The organism is Holzapfeliella sp. JNUCC 80, assembly GCF_053667655.1.
This window is the reverse complement of the sequence record NZ_CM132205.1, coordinates 787,019-809,612: the sequence shown is the minus strand read 5'-3', so window position 1 is coordinate 809,612 and position 22,594 is coordinate 787,019. Positions and strand designations below refer to the sequence as shown.

Sequence of the window (22,594 nt, the reverse complement as noted above, 5' to 3'; positions counted from 1 at the left end):
AATAGTGAACATTTACGACACAATTAATCAATTAGCAGCAGAGCTAAAAGAAACTTCAGAATACAAAGATTTACAAGCTTCATACGAAACATTATCACAAAATGAAGAAGCGTTTAAATTATTTAAAGATGTGAACAGCATCCAAAAAGATTTACAAGCTAAGCAAATGTCAGGTCAAGAATTGACACAAGAAGACATGGCTAAAGCAAACGAATTAGGTCAACAAATGGAAAAAACACCAGAAATCGTTGACTTAATGAGTAAAGAACAAAGCATGCAACAATTATTCCAAGATATTAACAGTGCTGTTTCAAAATCAATGGATGAACTTTACCACGATTTAAATAATTAGAAATATTGAAAAAACGGAATAATACGTTCCGTTTTTTTTTTATCCGAAAAAGGGGGGTAAAAATGAAATTTTTACATATTGCAGATGCGCACTTAGATAGTCCGTTTAAAGGCTTGTCCTATTTACCAAAAAAATTATGGCAATCAGTTTATGATTCAACTTACCTAGCTTTTGAAACAGCTATTGATCAAGCTATTGAGAACAAAGTAGACTTTGTTTTAGTAGTAGGCGATACATTTGACGGTCCGAGTCCGTCATTGCATGCACAAAAATTTGTGGCAGAGCAGTTTGAACGATTAAATCAAGTGGGTATCACTGTTTTCTTAACTTTTGGGAATCATGATTATTATCAAGCTGAAAACTATGCTTTTGATTATTCAGATAATGTTGTGGTGTTCAAATCAGGGATGCAAACAAAAAATATAACAACTAAAAGTGGCGTAGTTGTAGACGTTGTTGGATTCAGCTACGCACAAAACCATATTACGCAAAACATCGTACATGAGTTTCCAGAAGTGGTGCCTCGACATTATACAATCGGAATGATACATGGTGCATTAGCAACGTTTGATGCTAGTCAGGATAATTATGCGCCATTTGAAATGACAGATTTAATCCAGAAGAATTACCATTATTATGCTTTAGGTCACATTCATAAGAGAGAAATTTTGAGTCAAAATCCGTGGGTTGTTTATAGTGGGAACTTGCAAGGCCGTCACATTAATGAGCCTGGCCAAAAAGGTTGTTATTTAGTAACGGTGGATGACCAAAGTTTTGAAACTGAATTAACATTTATTGAAACTAGCCAGATTATTTTCAATAAATTAGTAGTGAATCTATCAGAAGAAGTTGGAATTCAAGCGCTACAAACAAAAATTGAACAAGCTATTGCAAAAATTGACGCACAGCAAATGAACATGGTTAAATTAGTTATTCAAAATAGTCAATTTCTGTCACTTAATGCCAAAGAAGTATTGAATCAAACTAGCTTTTTAGATGAGCTATCTCAAAAAACAGATTACGGTGTCGTATTGTATGATGTTGAACTTGAAGTTAATCACAAAATAAAAATGACGGCGATTGATGAGGCTTATTTTGAAGAAGCAACATCAAGTCTATTAAATCAAGCAGTGGTTTCGGACAAATTACGACCACTGCTAAAGAAATATTTACCAGTTGAACAGTTATTGAATCAACCAGATGATTTGGTTGAGCAATTACAACAATTGGTACAGCTTGAATTGAATGAAGCTGTGACAAGGGGTGAAGAACGTGAGAATTGAACAAATTAAGATCAAAAATTTCGGAAAATTTTCGGATAAGGTTTTTGATTTTACAACTAATCAAACGGTTTTTTATGGCGAAAATGAAGCCGGTAAAAGTACATTAGCAGCTTTTGTAGGTCAAATTATGTTTGGCTTTCCTAATAAGACCACTAAGAAAAAGCAATACCATCCCTCGCCCATGCCGAGTCTTTTTGGAGGAGAAATCACTTTTTCAGATGGAAAGAGCCAATATGTGCTGACGCGTTATCTTAATAAAAAAACAGAAGGTGATTTTTCTGTTTTTAAAGATGGTCAAGAAGTGCCAGCCCATACATTCTTTAGTCAGGTTAAAGACATCAACGAACTATTTTATCAGCAAAATTTTGTTTTTAATCAAGATACGCTGCAAAATATCTATGGTGTGAGTGAAGAAGAACTTATGCAGCAAATTTACTACTTGGGTGTGACTAACAGCAAACAGTGGTTGCAATTAAGTCGAGAAAAAGCTAAAGACGCAGCAGATATTTATCGACCAAGAGGGCGAAAGCAACCGCTTAATCAAGAAATGGCAAAGTATCATGAACTGACTGAGACATTACAAGAAAAAAACGCAGAATTCAAAACTTATCAGCTCTATCAAGGACAACTTGAAGAAAATCAAGCAAGATTAAATGAGCTACAGCAACAGTCTGATCAATTAGTTGATACGTTGTCTCACCAAAAACAAATCAAAGAGAAATTCTCATTGCTTGAAGATTATCATAAGCTGGAACAACGTGTTGATATTAGTCAAAAAGGCTTCAAAAATGCGGACTATCAAAAAGTTCAAGAGCTAAAATTAACATTGAATCAGTTAAATTCACAAATTAATCAAGCCAAGCAAGATTTAGAATTGACCAAGGCTGACGGTCATGATGATAGTCAAACTTATTTAAATCAATGGCCTGATATTCATTATCATTATCAAGAATTTAAACGATTAGAAGGATCTGTTAATCAAAAAGAAAATGATTTAGATTCAATCATTGATTACACGCCACAAATTAAAACAGTGGCTCAATTAGCAGATGATCAGGTGCAACAAGCACAGCAAAAACTTGCCGCTTTTGAAAATAAACCTGATATCAAGCAAACGAGTCAAACGAGCCTAATTATTGGGATTTTGGGTTACTTTGCTACGATTGTAGGATTGTTTATTAATCCTGGAGCAGCTTTTATTTTGGCAGTCATTGCGACTATTTTTATAATTGTTCATTTTAAAAATAACGGCCGTGGTGCTCAAGAGAAAAAAGTACAAGCTCAGCAAAAAGTATTTAATGATTACCTTAATGAGTACCAATTTAGCGACTCTTCAACAATTAATGGGCTAAAAGAGGCATTTGAAAAACGAACTTACTTTAAACGCCTAACCGCTCAAATTGAACAAGATAAGCAAGAAATGCTAACTCAAAGTCGTCAGATTACAGCGTTTATGACAGAACTTGGGTTAGAGCCTGATATTTTACAGTTTGAGTCACTTAGAGCAACTATTACGCAATTACAACAGCAACAATCTGATTTGAAACAACAAGAAAATGCTCGAGAATTAAAATTAAACAATCTGGAGTTATTACAAAATCAACATCAATCTGTTCAAGCAGAACTAAACCAAATTCTGGTACAAAACCAGTTTGAGTCTATTGAAGACTTTGAAAAAGCTTACCAAAGTCATATTCAAGCCCAAGAAGATAATGTTCGCTTGAATGCAATCAAAAAAGAAATTGGGCCGTTATGGGATGATGTTCAGCACTATAAAGAAAATAAACAGCGTCAAGATCAAACATTTGACTCAAAAGAGCAACACTACGAAGAACTTAAGCAACAACAAATTACAGTTCAAAAAACGATTGCGACCTTAACAGCCAAACAAGATTTATTAGCTAATGATCAGGGCATTTTTGATTTGAAACAGCAAATCGCGTTACAAAAAGAAAAGATTGATCAGTTAATTAAAGAGTGGCTCACACAGGATTTAACAGCAGAAGTTATTATGAAAATGCTCGATGTTGCAAGTGCTAATCGATTTCCTAATATGATTGAACGCAGTCAAAAGTATTTTGAAATTTTGACTGTTGGGCATTACCATCGTATAAAATTCACTAAAAATAGTATTCAGGTTATCACTAAAGATAATCAAAAATTTGCTGTAAGTGAATTATCTCGAGGAACAGCTGAACAGTTATATTTTGCATTGAAGTTTGCCTTTATTGAACAAATTAGTGATATGATTAGTTTACCTATCATCATTGATGATGCTTTTGTTAACTTTGATGATCAAAGAATCGAAATGATACAGCAGTTATTGAACGAGATAACGAAATACAACCAAGTATTTATTTTTACAGCAAGAAAAGAAATTAAAGCATTATTTGAGAATCAAACTATTATTGAACTTAATTAAAGGAGAAGAAGCGGTTGTTTACAAAAAAATTAATGGAATACCAAAATGGAGAAGAAATGGACACCATCGTACTGCTTAAGCAGGTAGATGTTCGTGTCGCAAAGAATGGCAAGCAATTTTTAGCCATCGTCTTTGAAGATAGTTCCGGTGAGATTAGTGGTAAATACTGGGATGCTTCAAATGAAGATGTGAATTTGTACCAGGCGGGTGAAATCGTCGAGGTGAATGGTAGACGTGAAACTTACCAAAACAACCCACAAATTAGAATTTACAGTTTGCGACCAGTCATGAAAGAAGAAGGGTATGAAGTTTCACAATTTGTTAAACAAGCACCTGTTTCTTCAGATAGCTTATTAGATAAAATGAGTTACTATCAAAATGAAATTACACATCCAGTATGGCATGCAATTGTTAATTATTTAGTCGATAAATATCACAAAGAATTCTTTGACTATCCTGCTGCTAAAACTAATCATCACGCATTTGCAGGAGGACTAGCTTTTCATACAGTGTCCATGCTTGATTTAGCGCATAATGTGTTAAGCATCTATGAAGGGATTAATAAAGAGTTGTTGTATTCAGGTATTATCTTGCATGACTTAGCTAAGACAATTGAGTTATCAGGTCCGGTTTCAACAGACTATACCTTGGAAGGTAATTTGATTGGTCATATTGCTTTAATTGATGAAGAAGTCGTAAAAGCAGCACAAACACTTGAAATTAATGAAGAAGCAGAGTCATTTTTATTGCTTAGACATTTAGTATTGTCACACCATGGATTGAAAGAATACGGTTCGCCGGTGAGACCTCAAATTATTGAAGCAGAAGTCTTGCATCGAATTGATGAATTTGATGCGTCAATGAATATGATGACTGAATCTTTAAAACAGATTAGTCCAGGTGAATTTACAGGTCGTATTTTTGCCTTAGAAAACAGAAAATTATATAAACCTTATTATCGCAAATAAAAAAACTCCGGAATTTCCGGAGTTTTTTATTTATCTGATTAAGATTGTGAAGAAACTTCACTACTTTGCGGTTGTTCTGTTGAAGATTCAGTAGCTTGGCTTTGTGAGCCTTCACTTGCAGAACTTGAAAGATCTGTAGATGAACTTGCTGATTGAATGTAAGCAGCTAATGCATCACTTAAATCTTTATCTTTAATACTTGGGTTAGCTTTTGTTAAGACTGTTGAAATAACGTTTTGCATAACTGAAGTATCTTTCATCCATGATTCATAGATTTGGTTATCGATATCTGATTTGTGATCTTTTAGTTCACCTTTACCAGGGTTATTAGCCATTTTGATAATGTGGTAACCGTATTGAGTCTTAACAGGCTCAGTTGTGTATTGGTTAGTTTGTAATTTGAATGCAGCTTCTTTGAATGTTGCATCTAAAGAAGTATCTGTATTATCAAATTCAGGCAATTTACCACCATTATCTTTAGTTGCTGTATCTGTTGAGTATTGTTTTGCTAACTCATCAAAGTTTTTACCACTGTTTAGGTCAGCAATAATTTGTTTAGCAGTATTTTCGTCACTTACTAAAATGTGTTGTACAGTCACTTTTGGTTGGTAACTTTCCCAAGCTTTTTGTTCATCTTCAGATGAAATTTGTTTAAGGTCTTTCATAGCAGCTTCAATTAACAAGTTAGTTCTTAAGCTCTTCTTGAATGTTGCTTCTGTATAACCATTAGATTGTAAAATTAATGAGAAGTTTGAGCCGTATTGGCTACCATATTTTGAATATTCATCGTTAACGTTTTGTTCAGATACTTTTGAACCATATTGGTTTTCTAAAGCACCTTGGATAATCATGTTAGCTAAAGTTGATTTACCACTTTGGCTAGTTTTTAGTTGGTTGTAAAAGTCATCTTGTGTGATTTTACCACCTGAATAGTTGGCTACGGTTTTGTCAGAAGATGAAGAACAAGCCACAAGTGTTAGTGACATTGCTGCAACTCCTGCTCCCGCTACAATTTTTTTCATATAACTTTTCATTATATCGTTACACATCCTTACTTAATTTGTTGCGCCAGTTAGAATATAGCATAATTTATACTGACATGATATCAAATTTAAAAAAATTCATAAATCTGTCAAACTTTATTTGATTATTTGTCATTTTCTAGTTTAGACTCTAGGTCTCGTACTTTTTGTTGAAGTCGGGCAATATGAGGTTCAGCGTAGTAATTAAATTCTTCAACTTCTTGGCTAAGATCATCGCCGAATTTTTCGATGGTTTTCATACCTTCAGTTTGAAGATAGTTTAGATTTTGTTGAATTTTTTCGCGTTCTTGATTGATATGATCAAAGTCTTGGCCAGTTTCTTTGACACCGTCAGCAAAATCTTCACCAAAAGTGTTACCCGTATTTTTGTTTTTCGTATTGGCTAGTAGAACACCGGCTGCTGCACCTAGTAGACCACCTAATAAAAAGTTTTTCATTATTTTTCTCCCTTAATAGACTGATTAAAATTGTTTTTTAATAGATTCAGCTAATTCTTCGTATTTTTCCGGTGTATAGTGGCTTTGGTTTTCAGAAAAATGAATGCTAAAATCATCTTGTTCACTGTAACGTGGAATCAAGTGAATGTGAGCGTGGAAGACGGATTGATAAGCAACTTCACCATTATTATTCAATAGGTTAATACCTTTGATGTCAGGGTTTGATGCTTTGATGGCACGCGCAATTTCTGGAATATATTGAAAGACATCTTTTGCATCTTCTTCATCAAAAGATAATAATGATTCGCGGTGTTTTTTAGGAATCACAAGTGTGTGTCCGGGTGTTGTTTGTGAAATATCTAAGAAAGCTTTGACGTCATCATTTTCAAAAATAGTGTAACTTGGGATCTCATTGTTTATGATTTTACAAAAAATGCAGTTGTTTTCCATATTATTTACCTCTAAATTCTACGTTGTTTTTATTTTCATGCTATCATAATATATAGATTTTTTCATTTAGATTAGGAGAATATTATGTCACTAAAATTAAATCAGGTCACCGGTGGTTATGCCCGCGTACCTGTTATCAAAGACGTTTCCTTTGAAATTAACCCAGGTGAAGTGGTTGGCCTAATTGGGTTAAACGGTGCTGGTAAATCAACAGCTATTAAACATATATTAGGTATTTTGAAACCAATTTCAGGAACTATTACATTAAATGAACAAACAATGGCGCAAGATACGAAGCAATTCAAAAAACAGATTGCGATAATGCCTGAAACACCAGTACTTTATTCAGAACTAACTTTAAAAGAGCATTTAGAAATGACTATCTTTTCTTACGACTTAGATTATGATGAAGCATTTGATAGGGCCGAAAAGTTACTAAAAATATTTAGACTAGATAATAAATTAGATTGGTTACCCGTTAATTTTTCAAAAGGGATGAAGCAAAAAGTAATGATTGTAACAGCTTTTATGACTAATGCATCACTCTTCATTATTGATGAGCCCTTTACGGGACTAGACCCATTAGCGGTTGAAGATTTATTAGCCTTGATTGCTGAAAAGAAAGCCGAAGGTAAGATGGTCCTATTAACCACTCATATCTTATCAACTGCGCGTGATGCAATTGATCGATTTATTGTTTTAAACGATGGTCAGGTAGTGTCAAATGGAACGTTATCCGATATTAAGGCACAGTATCAATTAAGCGATGGTCGTCTTGAAGACCTTTATTCTCAACTAGCGAAGAGAGGTTAGGTTATGAAGGCTTTATATCAAACACGATTAAAGAAAAATTTGGTTAAGCAGTTCCGCTACTTACAACTGGTTTTCAATGATCATTTCTTATTGGCGTTAATAATTGGAATGGGTGGACTACTATTTTGGTATGCTGACATTATGAAACGCTTGCCCAACAATCAATGGTTTTATGGCTTGATTATCAGTGTGATTCTATTCATTCCTTACCTTTTTGGAAAATTGGCAACGTTCTTAGATGAAGCTGACCAACAATTTTTATGGGCCAAAGATGATGAAATGATGGATTACTTTAAACCCGCTAAGCAATATAGTTTAGCTTTACCGCTATTTTTTATTTTGCTGGTTTCAGTTGTCTTGTTGCCGTTAGTTTATTTCAAAATGTCATTTTCATTGATAGGTTATATAGCAATTGTTTTAGGATTAATGGTCGCAAAGGTATTAAACATTGAGCTACAAGCTAAAAAACAATTTGCAATCTCTCAAAACTATTTGAAAATGATTACGTGGGTTCAACCAGTGATATTACTGGCACTAATTGGGTCATTTTATGTATTTTCACCTTTAGTGCTATTAGTCGCTGTTGTCGGTCTTGTGTTAAGTCGATTGAGCCTAGATACAACACACGCTAGTTTTGATTGGCGACAAGCTGTTTTGCTTGAATCACGTCGTCAGGAATTCATCTATGCTTTTTACAGCTTATTTACAGATGTTAAAGAACGAACTGCTAAAATTAAGCGTCGTAAATACTTAGATTTTACGTTGAACTGGTTTACCAAAAATCCAAAGAAACAAGCCCCTCAATTTTTCTTATTCAAACGAACATTAATCAGAAACCCCGAGTATTTAAACTTACTCGTTAGAATGACTGCATTTGCTTTGATTTTGATGGTGATTTTAGATAATGTTTGGTTCACTTTAGTTATGGGGATTTTTATCATATTTTTAACGGGTTATCAATTGTTACCATTGTATAATCAATATGATCGTCATTTGATGTACTTTGTCATGCCATTTGACCCTAGTCGTAAATTCCAAGACTTCAAAAAATTACTAACACAAGCGCTTTTAGTAGAATCAATTATTCTATCTATTGGTATCTTAATTAAGTATGGTGTCATGTTGAATGTCTGGATTGCGATTGTATCCGTAAATATTTTTGTTATAATATTTACTTATGGATATTTATCATTGAAATTAAAAGCTAAAAAATAGGAGAATATCATGAGATTAAGACGAAAACCATGGACACGTAATATGATTGAGCAAAATCCAAATTATATTTTAGATCGTCCAGAAGCTGGATTGATTGATTGGAGTAGCCGTTTTGAAAATCCTGATGCACCACTTTATATTGAAGTTGGTTCAGGAAAAGGGCAATTTATTATTAACCAAGCAAAAAAACATCCAGATGTTAATTTTGTCGCTATTGAAATACAAGAAGCAGCTATCGGCATGATTTTAAGAAAACAACTTGAAGAAAAATTACCTAACTTACAATTGCTATTAGGTAATGGTGAAGCTTTGACTGACTACTTCGCAGAAGATTCAGTTTCAAAAGTATTTTTAAACTTTTCAGATCCTTGGCCAAAAACAAAACATGAAAAGAGAAGATTAACTTACAAATCATTCTTAGATGTTTACAGAACAATCTTAAAACCTAATCATGGTATTGAATTCAAAACTGATAACCAATCACTTTACAATTATTCAGTTCAAAGTTTTAATAATTATGGGATGCATTTTGACTTTGTTTCAGTAAACTTACATGACAGTAAAATGGCTGAAGAGAATATTATGACTGAGTATGAAGAAAAATTCTCATCCAAAGGTCAACCAATTTATGCTTTATATGCACATTTTAGTGCTTAATTAATAAGGAAGAGGGACTATCAATCATGGAAAAAATGAGTGCGCTATCACGCGAAGAATTTGAAAAATTAACCTCACAAAAAAATACTGTTGTTTTAATGTTCAGTGCTGACTGGTGTGGTGATTGTCGTTTTCTAAAACCACAACTACCTGCTGTTGAAGCAGAATTCAGTAAAATGAGCTTTTACGAAGTTGATCGTGATCAATCAATGGATGTTGTTCAAGACCTAAACATTATGGGAATTCCAAGTTTTGTTGTATTTAGAGATGGACAAGAAATTGGTAGATTAGTTAACAAGAATCGTAAAACTAAAGAAGAAGTTATTAACTTCTTATCAAATTTAGGTTAATTAAGGAGAGCGTTGAGATATGTTGATTTCAAGTTTAAATGCACGTAGTTTTTTTGACACATTAATTGTGATTTTGGGACCAGATAAGGGTGCAACAAACAGTGAAAAAAATGGTGATGTTGTTCGCTTAACTAATGAAGATAACCAAGTTATTGGTTACAACTTCTTCAATGTTTCAAGCTATACTGATATTGATCCTAATCAAAATGGTCAAGTATTTTTAGCTAAAAAGAACATTGATGAATTAAACAAAAAATTAGCTGATAGTCATTTTGACGCTGATTTGACAGTTGATGATCAACCTAAAATTGTTTATGGATTCGTTGAGACATGTGAACCACATCCTGATTCAGACCATATGAACATCACAACTATTGATGCTGGTCAATTAGGTAAACACCAAATCGTATGTGGTGCCCCAAACATTGCCCAAGGACAAAAAGTTGTTGTGGCACTACCTGGTGCAATGATGCCAAACGGTCAATTAATTTGGCCTGGTAAACTTCGTGGTGTTGATAGTAGTGGTATGATTTGTTCCGCAAAAGAATTAGGATTAGAACATGCACCAACAGCTAGAGGAATTCTAGTGATGCCTGAAAAGACAGTTGCTGGGGATGCTTTCAAACCTAATGAAGTCGATGAACTACTTGCAAACGGTGTGATTTAATTCACATCGTTTTTTTGTAATCAAAGTTATCGCTTAAATAAATTTAATGCTATAATTATGGGTGAAAATAGACTGGAGTTATGCAAATGTTAAACAAAACAAATCATTATTACTTTATTGGAATTAAGGGCTCAGGAATGAGTGCACTAGCTTTGATTTTGAATGATTTAGGCTACCAAGTATCAGGATCTGATATCACAGAATATACATTCACACAAAAAGGGCTAGAAGACAGACAAATTGAAATGCTACCTTTTTCAGAAGATAATATTAAGCCAGGGCTTTCAATTATCGCAGGAAACGCCTTTTCAGACGATCATGTCGAAGTAAAAAAAGCACATGATTTAGGTCTGGAAGTAGTTAGATATCATGACTTTGTTGGTGAATTAATTAAGAACTTTACAAGTATTGCTATTGCAGGTGCTCATGGTAAAACAAGTACCACAGGTCTTATGGCACATGTTTTAGGGGGAATCGAACCGACAAGTTACCTAATCGGTGACGGTACAGGGAAAGCGGTTAAAGACTCTCGTTTCTTTGCTTTTGAAGCAGATGAATATCAACGACACTTTATTGCGTATTCACCTGATTACTGTGTAATGACCAATATCGAATTTGATCATCCTGATTACTTCAAAGATTTAGATGATGTTTATGATGCATTTCAACAAGAAGCTTCACAAGTCAAAAAAGCATTATTTGTTTATGGTGATTCTGAGTTATTGAAATCATTAAAAGTAACGATTCCTAAGTACACATATGGGTTTAACGAAGACGATGATTTTTGTGCGACAAATATTGAAAAGACTGCAGAAGGATCGTCATTTGATGTTATCCACCATGGTAAAAAATTAGGTCGCTTTATGATTAAACTTTATGGTGATCACAGTATTTTAAATAGTTTAGCCGTTATTGGTGTTAGTTACATGGAAGGTCTAAACATGGCAACTGTTGCCGAAGAATTATTGACCTTCAAGGGTGTTCAACGCCGACTTGCCGAATTAAAAATTGGTGATATGACGATTATTGATGACTATGCACATCATCCAACAGAAATTGCAGCAACACTTTCAGCTGTTCGTCAAAAATATCCTGAAAAAGAAGTAATTGCTGTCTTTCAACCACATACCTATACAAGAACGAAACAATTCTTAAATGAATTTGCACAAACATTACAAGAAGCTGATCACGTTTTTGTTACACCAATCTTTGGTTCTGCTAGAGAACAAAAAGGAACAGTCAAGAGTGAAGACTTAATTGAAAAAATTACAGGTTCAGCACATTTAATTACTGAAGACACTGTTGATCAATTGAATCAATTTTCTAATGCTGTTTTAGTATTCATGGGTGCTGGAGATGTCCAAAAATACGAACGTGCTTACCAAAAACAATATAAATAAAAGAAGCAACCAACTTGGTTGCTTTTTGTGCTTTTAATAAGGAGAAACACATGAGTAAACGAAAAAAATTATTATTAATTGATGGTAATTCTTTAGCTTACAGAGCTTTTTATGCCTTATATAATGTTGTTGATAAATTCGTTAACAATGAAGGCTTACATACTAGTGCGATTTATAACATGAAGAAAATGCTTGATAGTTTACTAGATAATCATCAGCCAGATAATGTTTTGGTTGCATTTGATGCGGGTAAAACGACATTTAGAACTGAAATGTTTGCTGACTACAAAGGAACGCGTGCCAAAACACCACCTGAGTTGTTAGAACAATTACCTTATATTCGTGAAATGCTTGATTACATGGGGCTTAAATGGCATGAACAAGAGAACTATGAAGCTGATGACATCATTGGTACTTTAGCTAAAAAAGCACAAAGCCAAGGTTTTGAAGTGATTGTTGTAACGGGAGATAAAGACTTAACCCAATTAGCAGATACGCATATTCAAGTTGATGTGACTGTAAAGGGTGTTAATGAGATTAAATCATATACGCCTGAGTACTTTGAAGAAACTTTAGGTATTAAACCACTGCAATTAATCGATATGAAAGCTTTGATGGGGGATAACTCTGATAATTATCCTGGTGTTGCCAAAATTGGTGAAAAGACAGCATTAAAGCTTATCCAAAAATATGGCTCTGTTAAAGAACTATACGAACAAGTTGCTGATATGAAGAAAAGTAAAATGAAGGAAAATCTTATTAATGAAAAAGACATTGCCTTTTTATGCTATGATTTAGCAACTATTAAGACAGATACACCAATCGATTTTGACTTGGCTGATACTGCTGTTCAAGAACAAAAAGCAGATCAGCTCGTTGGTTTTTATCAAAAAATGAACTTCAAGTCATTCTTGGATAAAGCGGTTTTAGACAGCCAGTTTGAACAAAACACACAAGAAGAAATTAGTTATACTGTTTTAAATACAGAGGAAGATGTCAAACAACTAGCTGATGTGACTGAAGGACCGGTCATTTTTCAATTAGAATTATTTGGTGAAAATTATCATGAAGCCGATTTCGTTGGGTTTTCATTAGGAATTAATGGTAACTATTTTGCAAGTTCAAATATTGAATTATTAACAACACCGACAATCAAACAATTGTTAGAATCGACACATATTAATAAACAAGTTTTTGATGTTAAGCGCACAATTGTTGGGCTAAAAAGATTAGGTATTACATTGAAGAACGTTGATTTTGATATGCTATTAGTTTCTTACTTGTTAAACCCAGATCATAATCAAAATGACTTAGGCGAGTTGGCGCAGTCTTATAACTGTTTTGATGCTAAAAGCGATGTGCAAGTTTATGGTAAAGGTGCTAAAAAATCGCTACCAGTTGAAGATGAAGAATTATTCAATCACTTAGCTCGTAAAGTTCGAACAATTGAATCAATGAAAGATGAACTAATGGCACAACTCGTGCAGCATAATCAAGATCAACTTTTTGATGAAATCGAGTTACCTTTAGCCTTTGTTCTAGCTGAAATGGAGATTGCGGGTATTAAGGTTCAGGCTTCCACGCTACAAGAGATGTCAGTGGTGTTAAGTCAGCAATTACAAGAAATAGAAGCCAAAATCTATGAACAAGCAGGTGAAGAGTTTAATATTAACTCACCTAAACAACTAAGTCAGATTCTATTTGAAAAGCTAGCCTTACCGCCGGTTAAGAAAACAAAAACAGGGTATTCAACATCGGTTGATGTTCTTGAAACCTTGAAAAAGAAAAGCCCTATTGTCAGTGATATCTTAGATTATCGTCAAGTAGCCAAAATTCAGTCGACGTATGTTAATGGCTTATTAAAAACAATCCATTCTGATCAAAGAATTCACACACGTTACTTACAGACGCTGACGGCAACAGGACGTCTATCTTCAGTTGATCCTAACTTGCAAAATATCCCAATTAGATTAGAAGAAGGTCGTAAAATCCGCCAAGCGTTCGTTCCTTCTGATGAAGATTCCGTTATTTTTTCTAGTGATTACTCACAAGTTGAGCTACGCGTGTTAGCTCACATGTCAGAAGATGAAAATATGCAAGAAGCTTTTAAGAGCGACTACGATATCCATTCTCATACAGCTATGAAGATTTTTAATTTATCTTCACCTGAAGAGGTTGATGGTAATATGCGTCGCCAAGCAAAAGCGGTTAACTTTGGAATCGTTTATGGGATTTCAGATTATGGGTTAGCTAAAAACTTAGATATTCCAAGAAAGCAAGCGCAAGCTTTTATCGATCAGTATTTTGCTCAGTATCCAAAAGTTAAACAATTTATGGATGACACCATTGAACAAGCAAAAGCTGATGGTTATGTTGAGACGTTGATGCATCGTCGTCGTTACTTACCTGATATTCATTCTCGTAATTTTCATCTAAGATCATTTGCGGAAAGAACAGCTATGAATTCGCCAATTCAAGGAACAGCTGCTGATATTATCAAAATTGCGATGATAAACATGCAAAAAGCTTTGCAAGACAAGCAGTTAAGAACTAAAATGTTACTACAAGTGCACGATGAGTTAATATTTGAAGTGCCAAAAGATGAATTAGCCATTATTGAAGAACTAGTACCACAAGTGATGACTTCTGCTATTCAACTAGATGTTCCTTTAGTTGTTGATAGTTCATATGGCCAATCATGGTACGAAGCTAAATAAAAGTGTAAGGAGAAAGTCAATGCCGGAATTACCTGAAGTTGAAACTGTACGAAAAACCTTAACGTCGCAAGTACAAGGCAAAACAATTGAGTCTGTTGATATTATTTATCCTAATATTGTTTCTGGGGATGCTAATCAGTTTAAAACCAAGTTGAAAGGCAAAACCATTGAAAGAATTGATAGAATAGGGAAATACTTGCTATTTAGACTTAGTCATGACTTAACAATTGTGTCACATTTGAGAATGGAAGGTAAATATCGCTTGGTTTTACCTGAAAGTCCTATTCAAAAGCACGAACACCTCAGTATTTTATTTACAGATGGTACACAGTTGCGTTATGATGATGTACGAAAGTTTGGCCGTTTACAGTTAGTAGAGACAGGTATGGAACGGATTGAAACAGGGATTCGACATTTAGGGTATGAGCCTAATCAAGCTGAATTCACAACACCATACTTTTATCAAGCACTTCAAAAAAAGAAGAAAAACATCAAAAATACATTGCTTGATCAATCTGTTGTTAGTGGATTGGGCAATATCTACGTTGATGAAGTTTTATGGTTGAGTCACATTCATCCATTAACTCGCGCGCAGGATCTAACCGAGTCTGAAGTGGCTGATTTGCGTCAGGAAATTAACGAAGAGATTAAGTTGGCCATTGAGCTAAACGGAACCACGATTAGAAGCTATCATGATTCTAATGGTAATGAAGGTAAGTTCCAATCTTTTCTACATGTTTACGGCAAACAAGGGATGCCTTGTGAAAGATGTCAAACGCTAATAGAAAAAATCAAAGTAAATGGGAGAGGAACATCATTTTGCCCAAGTTGTCAGGTGGTAAAAAATGACGGATAAAATAGGACTAACAGGATCAATTGCAACTGGCAAAAGTACAGTTGCTAATATTTTCAAATCATACAATATACCAGTTGTTGATGCAGATGAAGTTGCTAAATCGCTTATTGAACCACACAAAAAAGGTTGGCACAATATTGTTGATTTTTTTGGTGAGGACGTTTTAAATGAAGATCAAACCATTAATCGAAAGAAATTAGGCGCGATTGTTTTTTCTGACGCAATAAAGTTAAAGCAACTAAACCAAATTAATGGCAAGCTTATTCGACAAGAAATAATGCGTCAAGTTGAGCACTTTAACACGCCGGAAAATGAGCTAGTAATTGCGGATATTCCACTGTTATTTGAGTCAGATTATCGAACTGAGTTTGATAAAGTAATGTTGGTATATACAGATGAAACAACACAGTTAAATCGTTTGATGAAGCGCAATAAGATGTCTGAACAGTCAGCTCAAAAGCGGATTCGTGCGCAATGGTCTATTGAAAGAAAACGAACATTATCGGATATAATTATTAATAACTGTGGCACAAAAAAACAAACTGAAAAACAAATAGAGAAATATCTTAGTGACAATTATCCCCAGATAATGTTGCCTCAAGATAAACGTTAGGAGAATGATTGCATGCAATGTCCAATGTGTCATCAAAAAACATCTCGTGTTATCGATAGCCGTCCTAGTGATGAAGGGCGTGCAATTAGACGACGTCGAGAATGTGAGAACTGTCAATTTAGATTTACGACTTTTGAGCGAATCGAATTAACGCCGCTTTTAGTTGTAAAAAATGATGGAACAAGAGAAGCCTTTAACCGTGATAAAATAATGGCTGGTCTTATTCGTGCTGCCGAAAAAAGACCCATTAAAAGTGAAGCCCTTAATAAAATCGTCGATAGAATAGAAAACGGCATTAGAACCAGTGGTGAGATGGAAGTGCCTTCTAAAAAAATCGGTGAATTGGTTATGAGCGAATTGTCACAATTGGACGATGTTGCTTATATTCGCTTTGCGAGTGTTTATCGTCAATTCAAAGATGTTAGTGGATTCATGACTACTCTTGAAGAAATGATGAATAAAGAAGATCAAGAATAAGTCGCAAACTCATGACTGTATTTAATAATCCAAAGCAAAGATTTTATACGCTATTTCCGCAGCAGCTGACAGCACATGAAATCGAAGTCTTAACTTTACTCTATCAACCGTTAATCGGTGCAAAAGCAATCAGTTTATTTCTAACGTTGAATCAACTAGCTGATAAAATGCCAGTTAGGTCACAATATAAAACCTTAATACAGGTTCAAGAACAAACAGATTTATCACTTAATGATATTGATCAAGCAAGACGAAAATTAGAAGGCGTTTCGCTACTCAAAACTTATCAAGACTCAAATGAGGTTTTGGGTCTATTTTTTGTTTTCGAGCTTAAACCTATTTTGTCAGTTTCGGAATTTTTCCAAACATTTTTACTCTCCAGTTTACTTTTAGAAAAAATTGGTGAAGTGCGTTATCAAAAACTAAAAGAAAAATACGCTCAGCCAAAGCCTGTGATTTTTAATCAACCACAAGATATTTCAAGTAGCTTTTTTGATATTTTTCATGTTCGAGAAGAACAGGTGTTATCACCATCACCAGTAGTTAGAGAAATGGCTGATGAGACTAAAACACCCGCTAAAAGCACACAAAACCAGCTGGACGATAAGCAAGCTGCAACGATTGAATGGGACTTTTTGACGGACTTTTTAGCGGCTTATCACATTCCTGAACGAGAAGTGATGAAACATCAAAAACGCTTTTACGATATGATGCGGTTTTATGATATTTCAGAACAAGACTTGGGGAATATCATTGTGAAGACTTTGAATGTTGGGGATGCAACCTTGAACTTTAAACGTATTGAAAATATGTTGGCTGATACCTATCATTCAACAGCGCACGTGGCTAAACAAAACCCGCAAACTCAAGCAAGTCAAACACAAAGCAAAGAACCTTTCAGTATTGAAGAGAAGAAACTAATTGCAAGTGCTAAAAAAATAACGCCTTTACAGTATTTAGAGCGATACAAGAATCAAAAGGGTGGTTTCTCAACATTTAGTGAAAAACAAATTCTTTATCGTCTGAGCCAGAATGTGCATTTATCTGATGAAATAATTAATATGATGATTTGGATTGCACTGCGTTATGAGCCAACTCTGAAACAGAATTTAATGGATAATTTGGCAAATGATTGGCTGCAACAAGGAATTACAAATGCCGAACAGGTCGTTGAGTATCTGAAAAGGCGAGAAAATCAATCACCTAAAACACATAAAAAAACGAAATACCAACCAAAAATTGCTCATAAAGAAATTGCAACGGACTGGTCTAAAAAAGAAAACCAATCGCAAATGCCAGAACAAAAAGATTTGTCTCAGTTAGATGATTTATTGAAAGAAATTGACTATCCAGATTAAAGGAGGGGTTTTAATGCAAAATATCTCACGTGTAATCAATCAGATTCTTCAAAAGAGGAATGTTAACATTAGCCTAGACGAACTAATGTCGGATGCAATTAAAGATGAAGATGTGCAAGCGTTTATTGCAAATAACCGCGATAAATTAGATGAAGGTGCGATTGAAAAGAGTAGCGCCAACATTTATGAATATGTTACGCAAAAAAGAGCAACAACAGATGAGTCTCATAATCCATTATCGGGTTATGAACCGCATTTGATTGTAAATGATGGGTTAATTGAAGTCAGTTACGAGCCGACAAAAGAATCACTAGAAAAGTCTAGACAAAAGAAATTGGCTAAACAGTTAAATTACATCTCATTACCAGATAGCTTGAAATCCGCCTCTTTAAATGACTACAACGATGGTAGTGAAGGCAGGTTTGAAGGATTAGCTGGATGTGCTAGCTTTATCAGAGATTATCTTAACGGTGAAACACCTAAAGGATTCTTTTTGTGCGGAGACTTTGGGGTTGGTAAGACGTACTTGTTAGCTGCAACAGCCAATAAGCTAGCCGAAAAAGGTGTCGCAGTTTCAGTTGTTCATTTTCCAACATTTACTTCAACTATTCGATCACAAGTTCAAAATAATACGGCAATCATTGAGATTGAACGTTTGAAAAAGACACCGGTTTTAATGCTGGATGATATTGGTGCTGAAACATTGACAGCCTGGATTCGTGATGACGTTTTAGGCGTTATTTTGCAACATCGTATGGAACGTCGTTTGCCTACTTTCTTTAGTTCTAACTTTTCAATGACAGAACTAGAAAATCACCTAACTTATGTAAAGGGCGATGTTGAACCAGTTAAGGCAAAACGAATTATGGAACGTGTCAAAAGTTTATCTAAAGAAGTTACAATTAGTGGCCCTAATAAAAGAAATCTAGAATAAATGGTTTATGCTTGACTCTTTTATTAAATTAGTTATAATAAAGTTATCATATAAAAGACAAGCCGATACATTAATTCCAGAGAGAAAAGCCTTGGCTGAAAGCTTTTGACTGTATTTGGTACCACTTTTATAGCAATATGAATAACACTGATAGGTTGACGACCTTTATCAAGTCTTACGAGAAGGATTATTTATTGAAATAATCTAAATCTTGGGTGGAACCACGTTTATGACGTCCCGATGCAAATTTTGCATCGGGATTTTTTTATTTTTTTGGGAGGATACATATTATGAGTTTTGAACTAGTATTTCCAGATGGAAACCGCAAACAATACGATGACGCTGTTAGCGTTAAGGAAGTTGCAAAATCAATCAGTACAAGTTTAGCTAAAAAAGCTGTTGCTGGTGTTTTAAATGGGGAACTTCTTGATTTAAATGAAGAAATTTCACAAGATGGAAAAATTGAAATTGTTTTACAAAATGATGAATTAGGATTACGTGTGTTACGTGACACAGCAGCATTCTTATTCTCATATGTTGCAAAAAAAGCACATAGCGATATTAACTTTGGTGAAAGTAAAGCTATCGAAGATGGTTTTTATGTTGATACAGACAGAGAAAACCAAATTGCTGTAACAGAACTACCAGAATTACAAGAAGCAATGCAAAAAGTAATCAAATCAGGTCTTCCTATCGAAGTTGACATGATGGACAAAGCCGATTTAGAAAAACATTTTGAAAATGATGAATATAAATTGTCATTACTTAAAGCAATTGATGCTGTTCAAATTAAAGTTTACAAAATGGGCGATTTCATTGATTTTGGTTACAAAGCATTACTACCAAATGCAAGTGGTGTTAAAGAATTTGCGCTACTTTCAGTAGCTGGTGCCTACTGGCAAGGTAAATCAGACAACCCAATGCTACAAAGAATTTACGGTACAGCATTCTACAAAAAAGCTGACTTAGAAGCTGACTTACAACGCCGTGCAGATATTAAAGAACGTGATCACCGTACTTTAGGTCGTGATTTAGACTTATTCTTCGTAGATCCAAAAGTTGGTGCTGGTTTACCATACTGGATGCCAAATGGTGCAACTATTCGTCGAGTAATTGAACGTTACATTACAGATAAAGAATTGGCTGCTGATTATGAACACGTTTACACACCAATTTTATCTAACTTAGACTTATACAAAACATCAGGACACTGGGATCACTACCGTGAAGATATGTTCCCACCAATGGATATGGGTGATGGCGAAATGCTTGAACTACGTCCAATGAACTGTCCTTCACATATTCAAGTATTCAAACACCATGTTCGTTCATACCGTGACTTACCAATGCGTATTGCTGAACTTGGTATGATGCACCGTTACGAAAAATCAGGTGCCTTGACAGGACTACAACGTGTTCGTGAAATGACTCTAAACGATGGTCACACATTCGTAGAATTAGAACAAATCAAAGAAGAATTTGTTAAAATCCTACGTCTAATGATGGAAGTATATAAAGACTTTAACATCACAGACTACAGTTTCCGCTTGAGCTACCGTGACCCTCAAAATACAGAAAAATACTTCCAAGACGACGAAATCTGGGAAACAGCACAAACAATGCTTAAAGATGCGATGGACGATTTAGGATTAGATTACTATGAAGCCGAAGGTGAAGCTGCATTCTACGGTCCAAAACTAGACGTTCAAACAAAAACTGCTTTAGGAAATGAAGAAACACTTTCAACAATCCAATTAGACTTCATGTTACCTGAAAAATTTGAATTATCATACATTGGTAATGATGGGGAAGAACACCGTCCAGTGATGATTCACCGTGGAATTATCGGAACACTTGAAAGATTCATTGCCTACCTAACAGAATTATACAAAGGCGCATTCCCAACATGGATTGCACCTGTTCAAGCTCGTATTATTCCAGTTAACTTAGATCTACATTCAGACTACGCTAAAGACATCAAGAAACAAATGAAGAAACTTGGTTTACGTGTTGATGTTGACTTACGTAACGAAAAAATGAACTACAAGATTCGTGATGCTCAAACTAACAAAGTACCTTACACAATCATTGTGGGTGACCAAGAAACAGCTTCAACATCTGTTTCAATTCGTCGCTACGGTCAAAAAGATACGAATACATTTGCATTAGCTGAATTCTTAGATGCTATTGTGGCAGATGTTAATAACTACAGTCGCGAAGACTAAAAAAGGACTTGACTATTATCGAATAGTTAGATATAATTTTTAACGAATGAGAACAAGTAGAAGTTCCCGCTTCTCGCCTAAGTCATAATACCTCTAGGCTAATCGATAATAATCTGTTGATTAAAAAGTGGGCACTTCCGTGCCCACTTTTTACTTGTCCTCAAATTTTTTTGGAGGTGAACAACCATAGCTAAAGATTTATTAATAAACGAAAGAATCCGTGCTCGTGAATTACGAGTGATTGCTGAAGATGGTGAACAGCTAGGAATTCTAAGTCGTAATGAGGCGTTACAAAAAGCTGAAGAATTAAACCAAGATTTGGTTTTAATCTCACCTAAGGCTAAAACGCCAGTTGCTAAAATTATGGATTACGGAAAATACCGTTTCCAACAACAGAAAAAAGAAAAAGAAAACAAGAAAAAACAAAAAGTTTTCAGTCTTAAAGAAATTCGCTTGAGTCCAACAATTGAAACAAACGATTTCAATACAAAACTTAAGAAAATTCAAAAATTCATTTCTAAAGGCGATAAGGTCCGTGTATCAATTCGCTTTAAAGGAAGAGCTATTACTCATAAAGATATTGGACGTAAAGTTCTAGAGCAAATGGCAGAAGCTACTTCTGACATTGCTAATATCGAAGCAAGACCAAAAATGGATGGTCGCAGCATGTTCTTAATGCTTGCACCAAAAGCCGATAAAGATTAATTACACTTTACTTTTTAGGAGGAAATATCAATGCCAAAACAAAAAACACACCGTGGTTCAGCTAAACGTTTCAAAAAAACTGCTAATGGTGGACTAAAACGTCACCACGCCTTCACAGGTCACCGTTTCCACGGAAAAACTAAAAAACAACGTCGTCACTTAAGAAAATCAGCAATGGTATCTGCAAGTGATTTCAAACGTATCAAACAAATGCTTTCACAAGTTCGTTAATAAAAAAAGATTGTACCGTATTTTAGGAGGAAATTATTATGCCAAGAGTTAAAGGTGGAACTGTTACTCGTAAACGTCGTAAAAAAGTTTTAAAACTTGCCAAAGGTTATCGTGGTGCTAAGCACTTACTATTCAAATCAGCTAACTCACAAGTTATGAATTCATACCGTTACGCTTTCCGTGACCGTCGTCAAGTGAAACGTGAATTCAGAAAATTATGGATTGCTCGTATTAACGCTGCAGCAAGAATGAACGACATTAGCTACAGCAAATTAATGCACGGTTTGAAACTAGCTAACATCGATATCAACCGTAAAATGCTAGCTGACCTAGCTTACAACGATGAAAAAGCTTTTGCTGACTTAGTAGCTCAAGCAAAATCAGCTTTAAAATAAAACTGTTCCCCTGAATAAGAAGTTCA

The 22,594-nt window shown here is 34.7% G+C and carries 23 protein-coding genes and 1 other annotated feature; of the genes, 20 read left to right on the top strand and 3 right to left on the bottom strand.

The genetic code is table 11. The features are described 5' to 3' along the window. The first annotated feature begins 4 nt into the window (after positions 1 to 4). The 4 genes from JNUCC80_RS04090 (at position 5) to JNUCC80_RS04075 (ending at position 5,025) form a co-directional block, all read left to right on the top strand. The gene (locus JNUCC80_RS04090) at positions 5 to 352 is read left to right on the top strand and encodes a YlbF family regulator (protein ID WP_454144278.1); all 348 of its coding nucleotides are present in this window, start codon (positions 5 to 7) and stop codon (positions 350 to 352) included. A 62-nt stretch (positions 353 to 414) separates the two neighbouring features. Beyond that, entirely contained in the window at positions 415 to 1,635 is a 1,221-nt protein-coding gene (locus JNUCC80_RS04085; RefSeq protein WP_454152650.1) for a metallophosphoesterase family protein, read from the top strand. Beyond that, complete coding sequence (locus tag JNUCC80_RS04080) at positions 1,625 to 4,057, top strand: AAA family ATPase (RefSeq protein WP_454152649.1); 2,433 nt, start codon at positions 1,625 to 1,627, stop codon at positions 4,055 to 4,057. Before JNUCC80_RS04085 ends, JNUCC80_RS04080 begins: the two co-directional genes overlap by 11 nt. Positions 4,058 to 4,089: 32 nt before the next feature. Then, positions 4,090 to 5,025 (top strand): 3'-5' exoribonuclease YhaM family protein, encoded by a 936-nt coding sequence (locus tag JNUCC80_RS04075; protein ID WP_454144684.1) that lies wholly within the window; start codon positions 4,090 to 4,092, stop codon positions 5,023 to 5,025. A gap of 38 nt (positions 5,026 to 5,063) precedes the next feature. On the opposite strand, the gene JNUCC80_RS04070 is transcribed toward JNUCC80_RS04075, so the two are convergent. From JNUCC80_RS04070 to JNUCC80_RS04060, 3 genes are all read right to left on the bottom strand, one after another. Next, positions 5,064 to 6,059 (bottom strand): peptidylprolyl isomerase PrsA, encoded by a 996-nt coding sequence (locus JNUCC80_RS04070; protein ID WP_454152648.1) that lies wholly within the window; start codon positions 6,057 to 6,059, stop codon positions 5,064 to 5,066. A 113-nt stretch (positions 6,060 to 6,172) separates the two neighbouring features. Then, positions 6,173 to 6,505 (bottom strand): hypothetical protein, encoded by a 333-nt coding sequence (locus JNUCC80_RS04065; RefSeq protein ID WP_454144286.1) that lies wholly within the window; start codon positions 6,503 to 6,505, stop codon positions 6,173 to 6,175. Positions 6,506 to 6,529: 24 nt separating this feature from the next. Continuing rightward, positions 6,530 to 6,955, bottom strand: coding sequence for an HIT family protein (locus JNUCC80_RS04060; protein WP_454144288.1), 426 nt, complete (start codon positions 6,953 to 6,955; stop codon positions 6,530 to 6,532). A gap of 84 nt (positions 6,956 to 7,039) precedes the next feature. Between JNUCC80_RS04060 and JNUCC80_RS04055 the strand changes: the two genes are divergently transcribed. From JNUCC80_RS04055 to rplT, 16 genes are all read left to right on the top strand, one after another. Then, a complete protein-coding gene (locus JNUCC80_RS04055) occupies positions 7,040 to 7,768 on the top strand; it encodes an ABC transporter ATP-binding protein (protein ID WP_454144290.1) in 729 nt (242 codons plus the stop codon). Positions 7,769 to 7,771: 3 nt separating this feature from the next. Beyond that, positions 7,772 to 8,983, top strand: coding sequence for an ABC transporter permease (locus JNUCC80_RS04050; RefSeq protein ID WP_454152647.1), 1,212 nt, complete (start codon positions 7,772 to 7,774; stop codon positions 8,981 to 8,983). A gap of 9 nt (positions 8,984 to 8,992) precedes the next feature. Further along, on the top strand, positions 8,993 to 9,640 hold the full coding sequence (trmB, locus tag JNUCC80_RS04045) for a tRNA (guanosine(46)-N7)-methyltransferase TrmB (protein WP_454144294.1): 648 nt from the start codon (positions 8,993 to 8,995) through the stop codon (positions 9,638 to 9,640). Positions 9,641 to 9,666: 26 nt separating this feature from the next. Then, the gene (locus JNUCC80_RS04040) at positions 9,667 to 9,990 is read left to right on the top strand and encodes a thioredoxin family protein (RefSeq protein ID WP_454144296.1); all 324 of its coding nucleotides are present in this window, start codon (positions 9,667 to 9,669) and stop codon (positions 9,988 to 9,990) included. 22 nt (positions 9,991 to 10,012) lie between these two features. Next, a complete protein-coding gene (gene ytpR / locus JNUCC80_RS04035) occupies positions 10,013 to 10,657 on the top strand; it encodes a YtpR family tRNA-binding protein (RefSeq protein ID WP_454153350.1) in 645 nt (214 codons plus the stop codon). A gap of 86 nt (positions 10,658 to 10,743) precedes the next feature. Beyond that, positions 10,744 to 12,057, top strand: a complete 1,314-nt coding sequence (gene murC, locus JNUCC80_RS04030; protein WP_454152646.1) for a UDP-N-acetylmuramate--L-alanine ligase — start codon at positions 10,744 to 10,746, stop codon at positions 12,055 to 12,057. 50 nt (positions 12,058 to 12,107) lie between these two features. After that, on the top strand, positions 12,108 to 14,774 hold the full coding sequence (gene polA / locus JNUCC80_RS04025) for a DNA polymerase I (protein ID WP_454152645.1): 2,667 nt from the start codon (positions 12,108 to 12,110) through the stop codon (positions 14,772 to 14,774). A 19-nt stretch (positions 14,775 to 14,793) separates the two neighbouring features. Next, positions 14,794 to 15,630, top strand: coding sequence for a DNA-formamidopyrimidine glycosylase (gene mutM / locus JNUCC80_RS04020; RefSeq protein WP_454152644.1), 837 nt, complete (start codon positions 14,794 to 14,796; stop codon positions 15,628 to 15,630). After that, the gene (gene coaE / locus JNUCC80_RS04015; RefSeq protein ID WP_454152643.1) at positions 15,620 to 16,243 is read left to right on the top strand and encodes a dephospho-CoA kinase; all 624 of its coding nucleotides are present in this window, start codon (positions 15,620 to 15,622) and stop codon (positions 16,241 to 16,243) included. The genes mutM and coaE overlap by 11 nt, the downstream gene beginning before the upstream one ends. Before the next feature lie 12 nt (positions 16,244 to 16,255). Next, positions 16,256 to 16,720, top strand: a complete 465-nt coding sequence (gene nrdR, locus JNUCC80_RS04010; RefSeq protein ID WP_454144306.1) for a transcriptional regulator NrdR — start codon at positions 16,256 to 16,258, stop codon at positions 16,718 to 16,720. 11 nt (positions 16,721 to 16,731) lie between these two features. Then, positions 16,732 to 18,078: a DnaD domain protein gene (locus JNUCC80_RS04005; protein WP_454152642.1), complete on the top strand. Its 1,347-nt coding sequence runs from the start codon at positions 16,732 to 16,734 to the stop codon at positions 18,076 to 18,078. A gap of 13 nt (positions 18,079 to 18,091) precedes the next feature. Next, positions 18,092 to 19,012 carry a primosomal protein DnaI gene (gene dnaI / locus JNUCC80_RS04000; protein ID WP_454152641.1) on the top strand — a complete coding sequence of 307 codons (921 nt, stop codon included), beginning with the start codon at positions 18,092 to 18,094 and terminating at the stop codon, positions 19,010 to 19,012. A gap of 290 nt (positions 19,013 to 19,302) precedes the next feature. Then, on the top strand, positions 19,303 to 21,237 hold the full coding sequence (gene thrS / locus JNUCC80_RS03995) for a threonine--tRNA ligase (RefSeq protein WP_454152640.1): 1,935 nt from the start codon (positions 19,303 to 19,305) through the stop codon (positions 21,235 to 21,237). A gap of 48 nt (positions 21,238 to 21,285) precedes the next feature. Further along, positions 21,286 to 21,398, top strand: a sequence feature (ribosomal protein L20 leader region). Between the two features lie 25 nt (positions 21,399 to 21,423). After that, the gene (gene infC / locus JNUCC80_RS03990) at positions 21,424 to 21,942 is read left to right on the top strand and encodes a translation initiation factor IF-3 (protein WP_454144688.1); all 519 of its coding nucleotides are present in this window, start codon (positions 21,424 to 21,426) and stop codon (positions 21,940 to 21,942) included. Between the two features lie 30 nt (positions 21,943 to 21,972). Next, complete coding sequence (rpmI, locus tag JNUCC80_RS03985; RefSeq protein WP_056975208.1) at positions 21,973 to 22,173, top strand: 50S ribosomal protein L35; 201 nt, start codon at positions 21,973 to 21,975, stop codon at positions 22,171 to 22,173. A gap of 38 nt (positions 22,174 to 22,211) precedes the next feature. Next, on the top strand, positions 22,212 to 22,568 hold the full coding sequence (gene rplT / locus JNUCC80_RS03980; protein WP_339969997.1) for a 50S ribosomal protein L20: 357 nt from the start codon (positions 22,212 to 22,214) through the stop codon (positions 22,566 to 22,568). Positions 22,569 to 22,594: the final 26 nt, after the last annotated feature.

Bases quoted from the DNA above. Each gene is read 5' to 3' on its own strand.
- JNUCC80_RS04085 (WP_454152650.1), top strand. From the start codon at position 415: ATGAAATTTTTACATATTGCAGATGCGCACTTAGATAGTCCGTTTAAA.
- JNUCC80_RS04075 (WP_454144684.1), top strand. From the start codon at position 4,090: ATGGAATACCAAAATGGAGAAGAAATGGACACCATCGTACTGCTTAAG.
- JNUCC80_RS04070 (WP_454152648.1), bottom strand. From the start codon at position 6,059: ATGAAAAGTTATATGAAAAAAATTGTAGCGGGAGCAGGAGTTGCAGCA.
- JNUCC80_RS04065 (WP_454144286.1), bottom strand. From the start codon at position 6,505: ATGAAAAACTTTTTATTAGGTGGTCTACTAGGTGCAGCAGCCGGTGTT.
- JNUCC80_RS04060 (WP_454144288.1), bottom strand. From the start codon at position 6,955: ATGGAAAACAACTGCATTTTTTGTAAAATCATAAACAATGAGATCCCA.
- JNUCC80_RS04055 (WP_454144290.1), top strand. From the start codon at position 7,040: ATGTCACTAAAATTAAATCAGGTCACCGGTGGTTATGCCCGCGTACCT.
- JNUCC80_RS04050 (WP_454152647.1), top strand. From the start codon at position 7,772: ATGAAGGCTTTATATCAAACACGATTAAAGAAAAATTTGGTTAAGCAG.
- trmB (WP_454144294.1), top strand. From the start codon at position 8,993: ATGAGATTAAGACGAAAACCATGGACACGTAATATGATTGAGCAAAAT.
- JNUCC80_RS04040 (WP_454144296.1), top strand. From the start codon at position 9,667: ATGGAAAAAATGAGTGCGCTATCACGCGAAGAATTTGAAAAATTAACC.
- murC (WP_454152646.1), top strand. From the start codon at position 10,744: ATGTTAAACAAAACAAATCATTATTACTTTATTGGAATTAAGGGCTCA.
- polA (WP_454152645.1), top strand. From the start codon at position 12,108: ATGAGTAAACGAAAAAAATTATTATTAATTGATGGTAATTCTTTAGCT.
- mutM (WP_454152644.1), top strand. From the start codon at position 14,794: ATGCCGGAATTACCTGAAGTTGAAACTGTACGAAAAACCTTAACGTCG.
- coaE (WP_454152643.1), top strand. From the start codon at position 15,620: ATGACGGATAAAATAGGACTAACAGGATCAATTGCAACTGGCAAAAGT.
- nrdR (WP_454144306.1), top strand. From the start codon at position 16,256: ATGCAATGTCCAATGTGTCATCAAAAAACATCTCGTGTTATCGATAGC.
- JNUCC80_RS04005 (WP_454152642.1), top strand. From the start codon at position 16,732: ATGACTGTATTTAATAATCCAAAGCAAAGATTTTATACGCTATTTCCG.
- dnaI (WP_454152641.1), top strand. From the start codon at position 18,092: ATGCAAAATATCTCACGTGTAATCAATCAGATTCTTCAAAAGAGGAAT.
- thrS (WP_454152640.1), top strand. From the start codon at position 19,303: ATGAGTTTTGAACTAGTATTTCCAGATGGAAACCGCAAACAATACGAT.
- rpmI (WP_056975208.1), top strand. From the start codon at position 21,973: ATGCCAAAACAAAAAACACACCGTGGTTCAGCTAAACGTTTCAAAAAA.
- rplT (WP_339969997.1), top strand. From the start codon at position 22,212: ATGCCAAGAGTTAAAGGTGGAACTGTTACTCGTAAACGTCGTAAAAAA.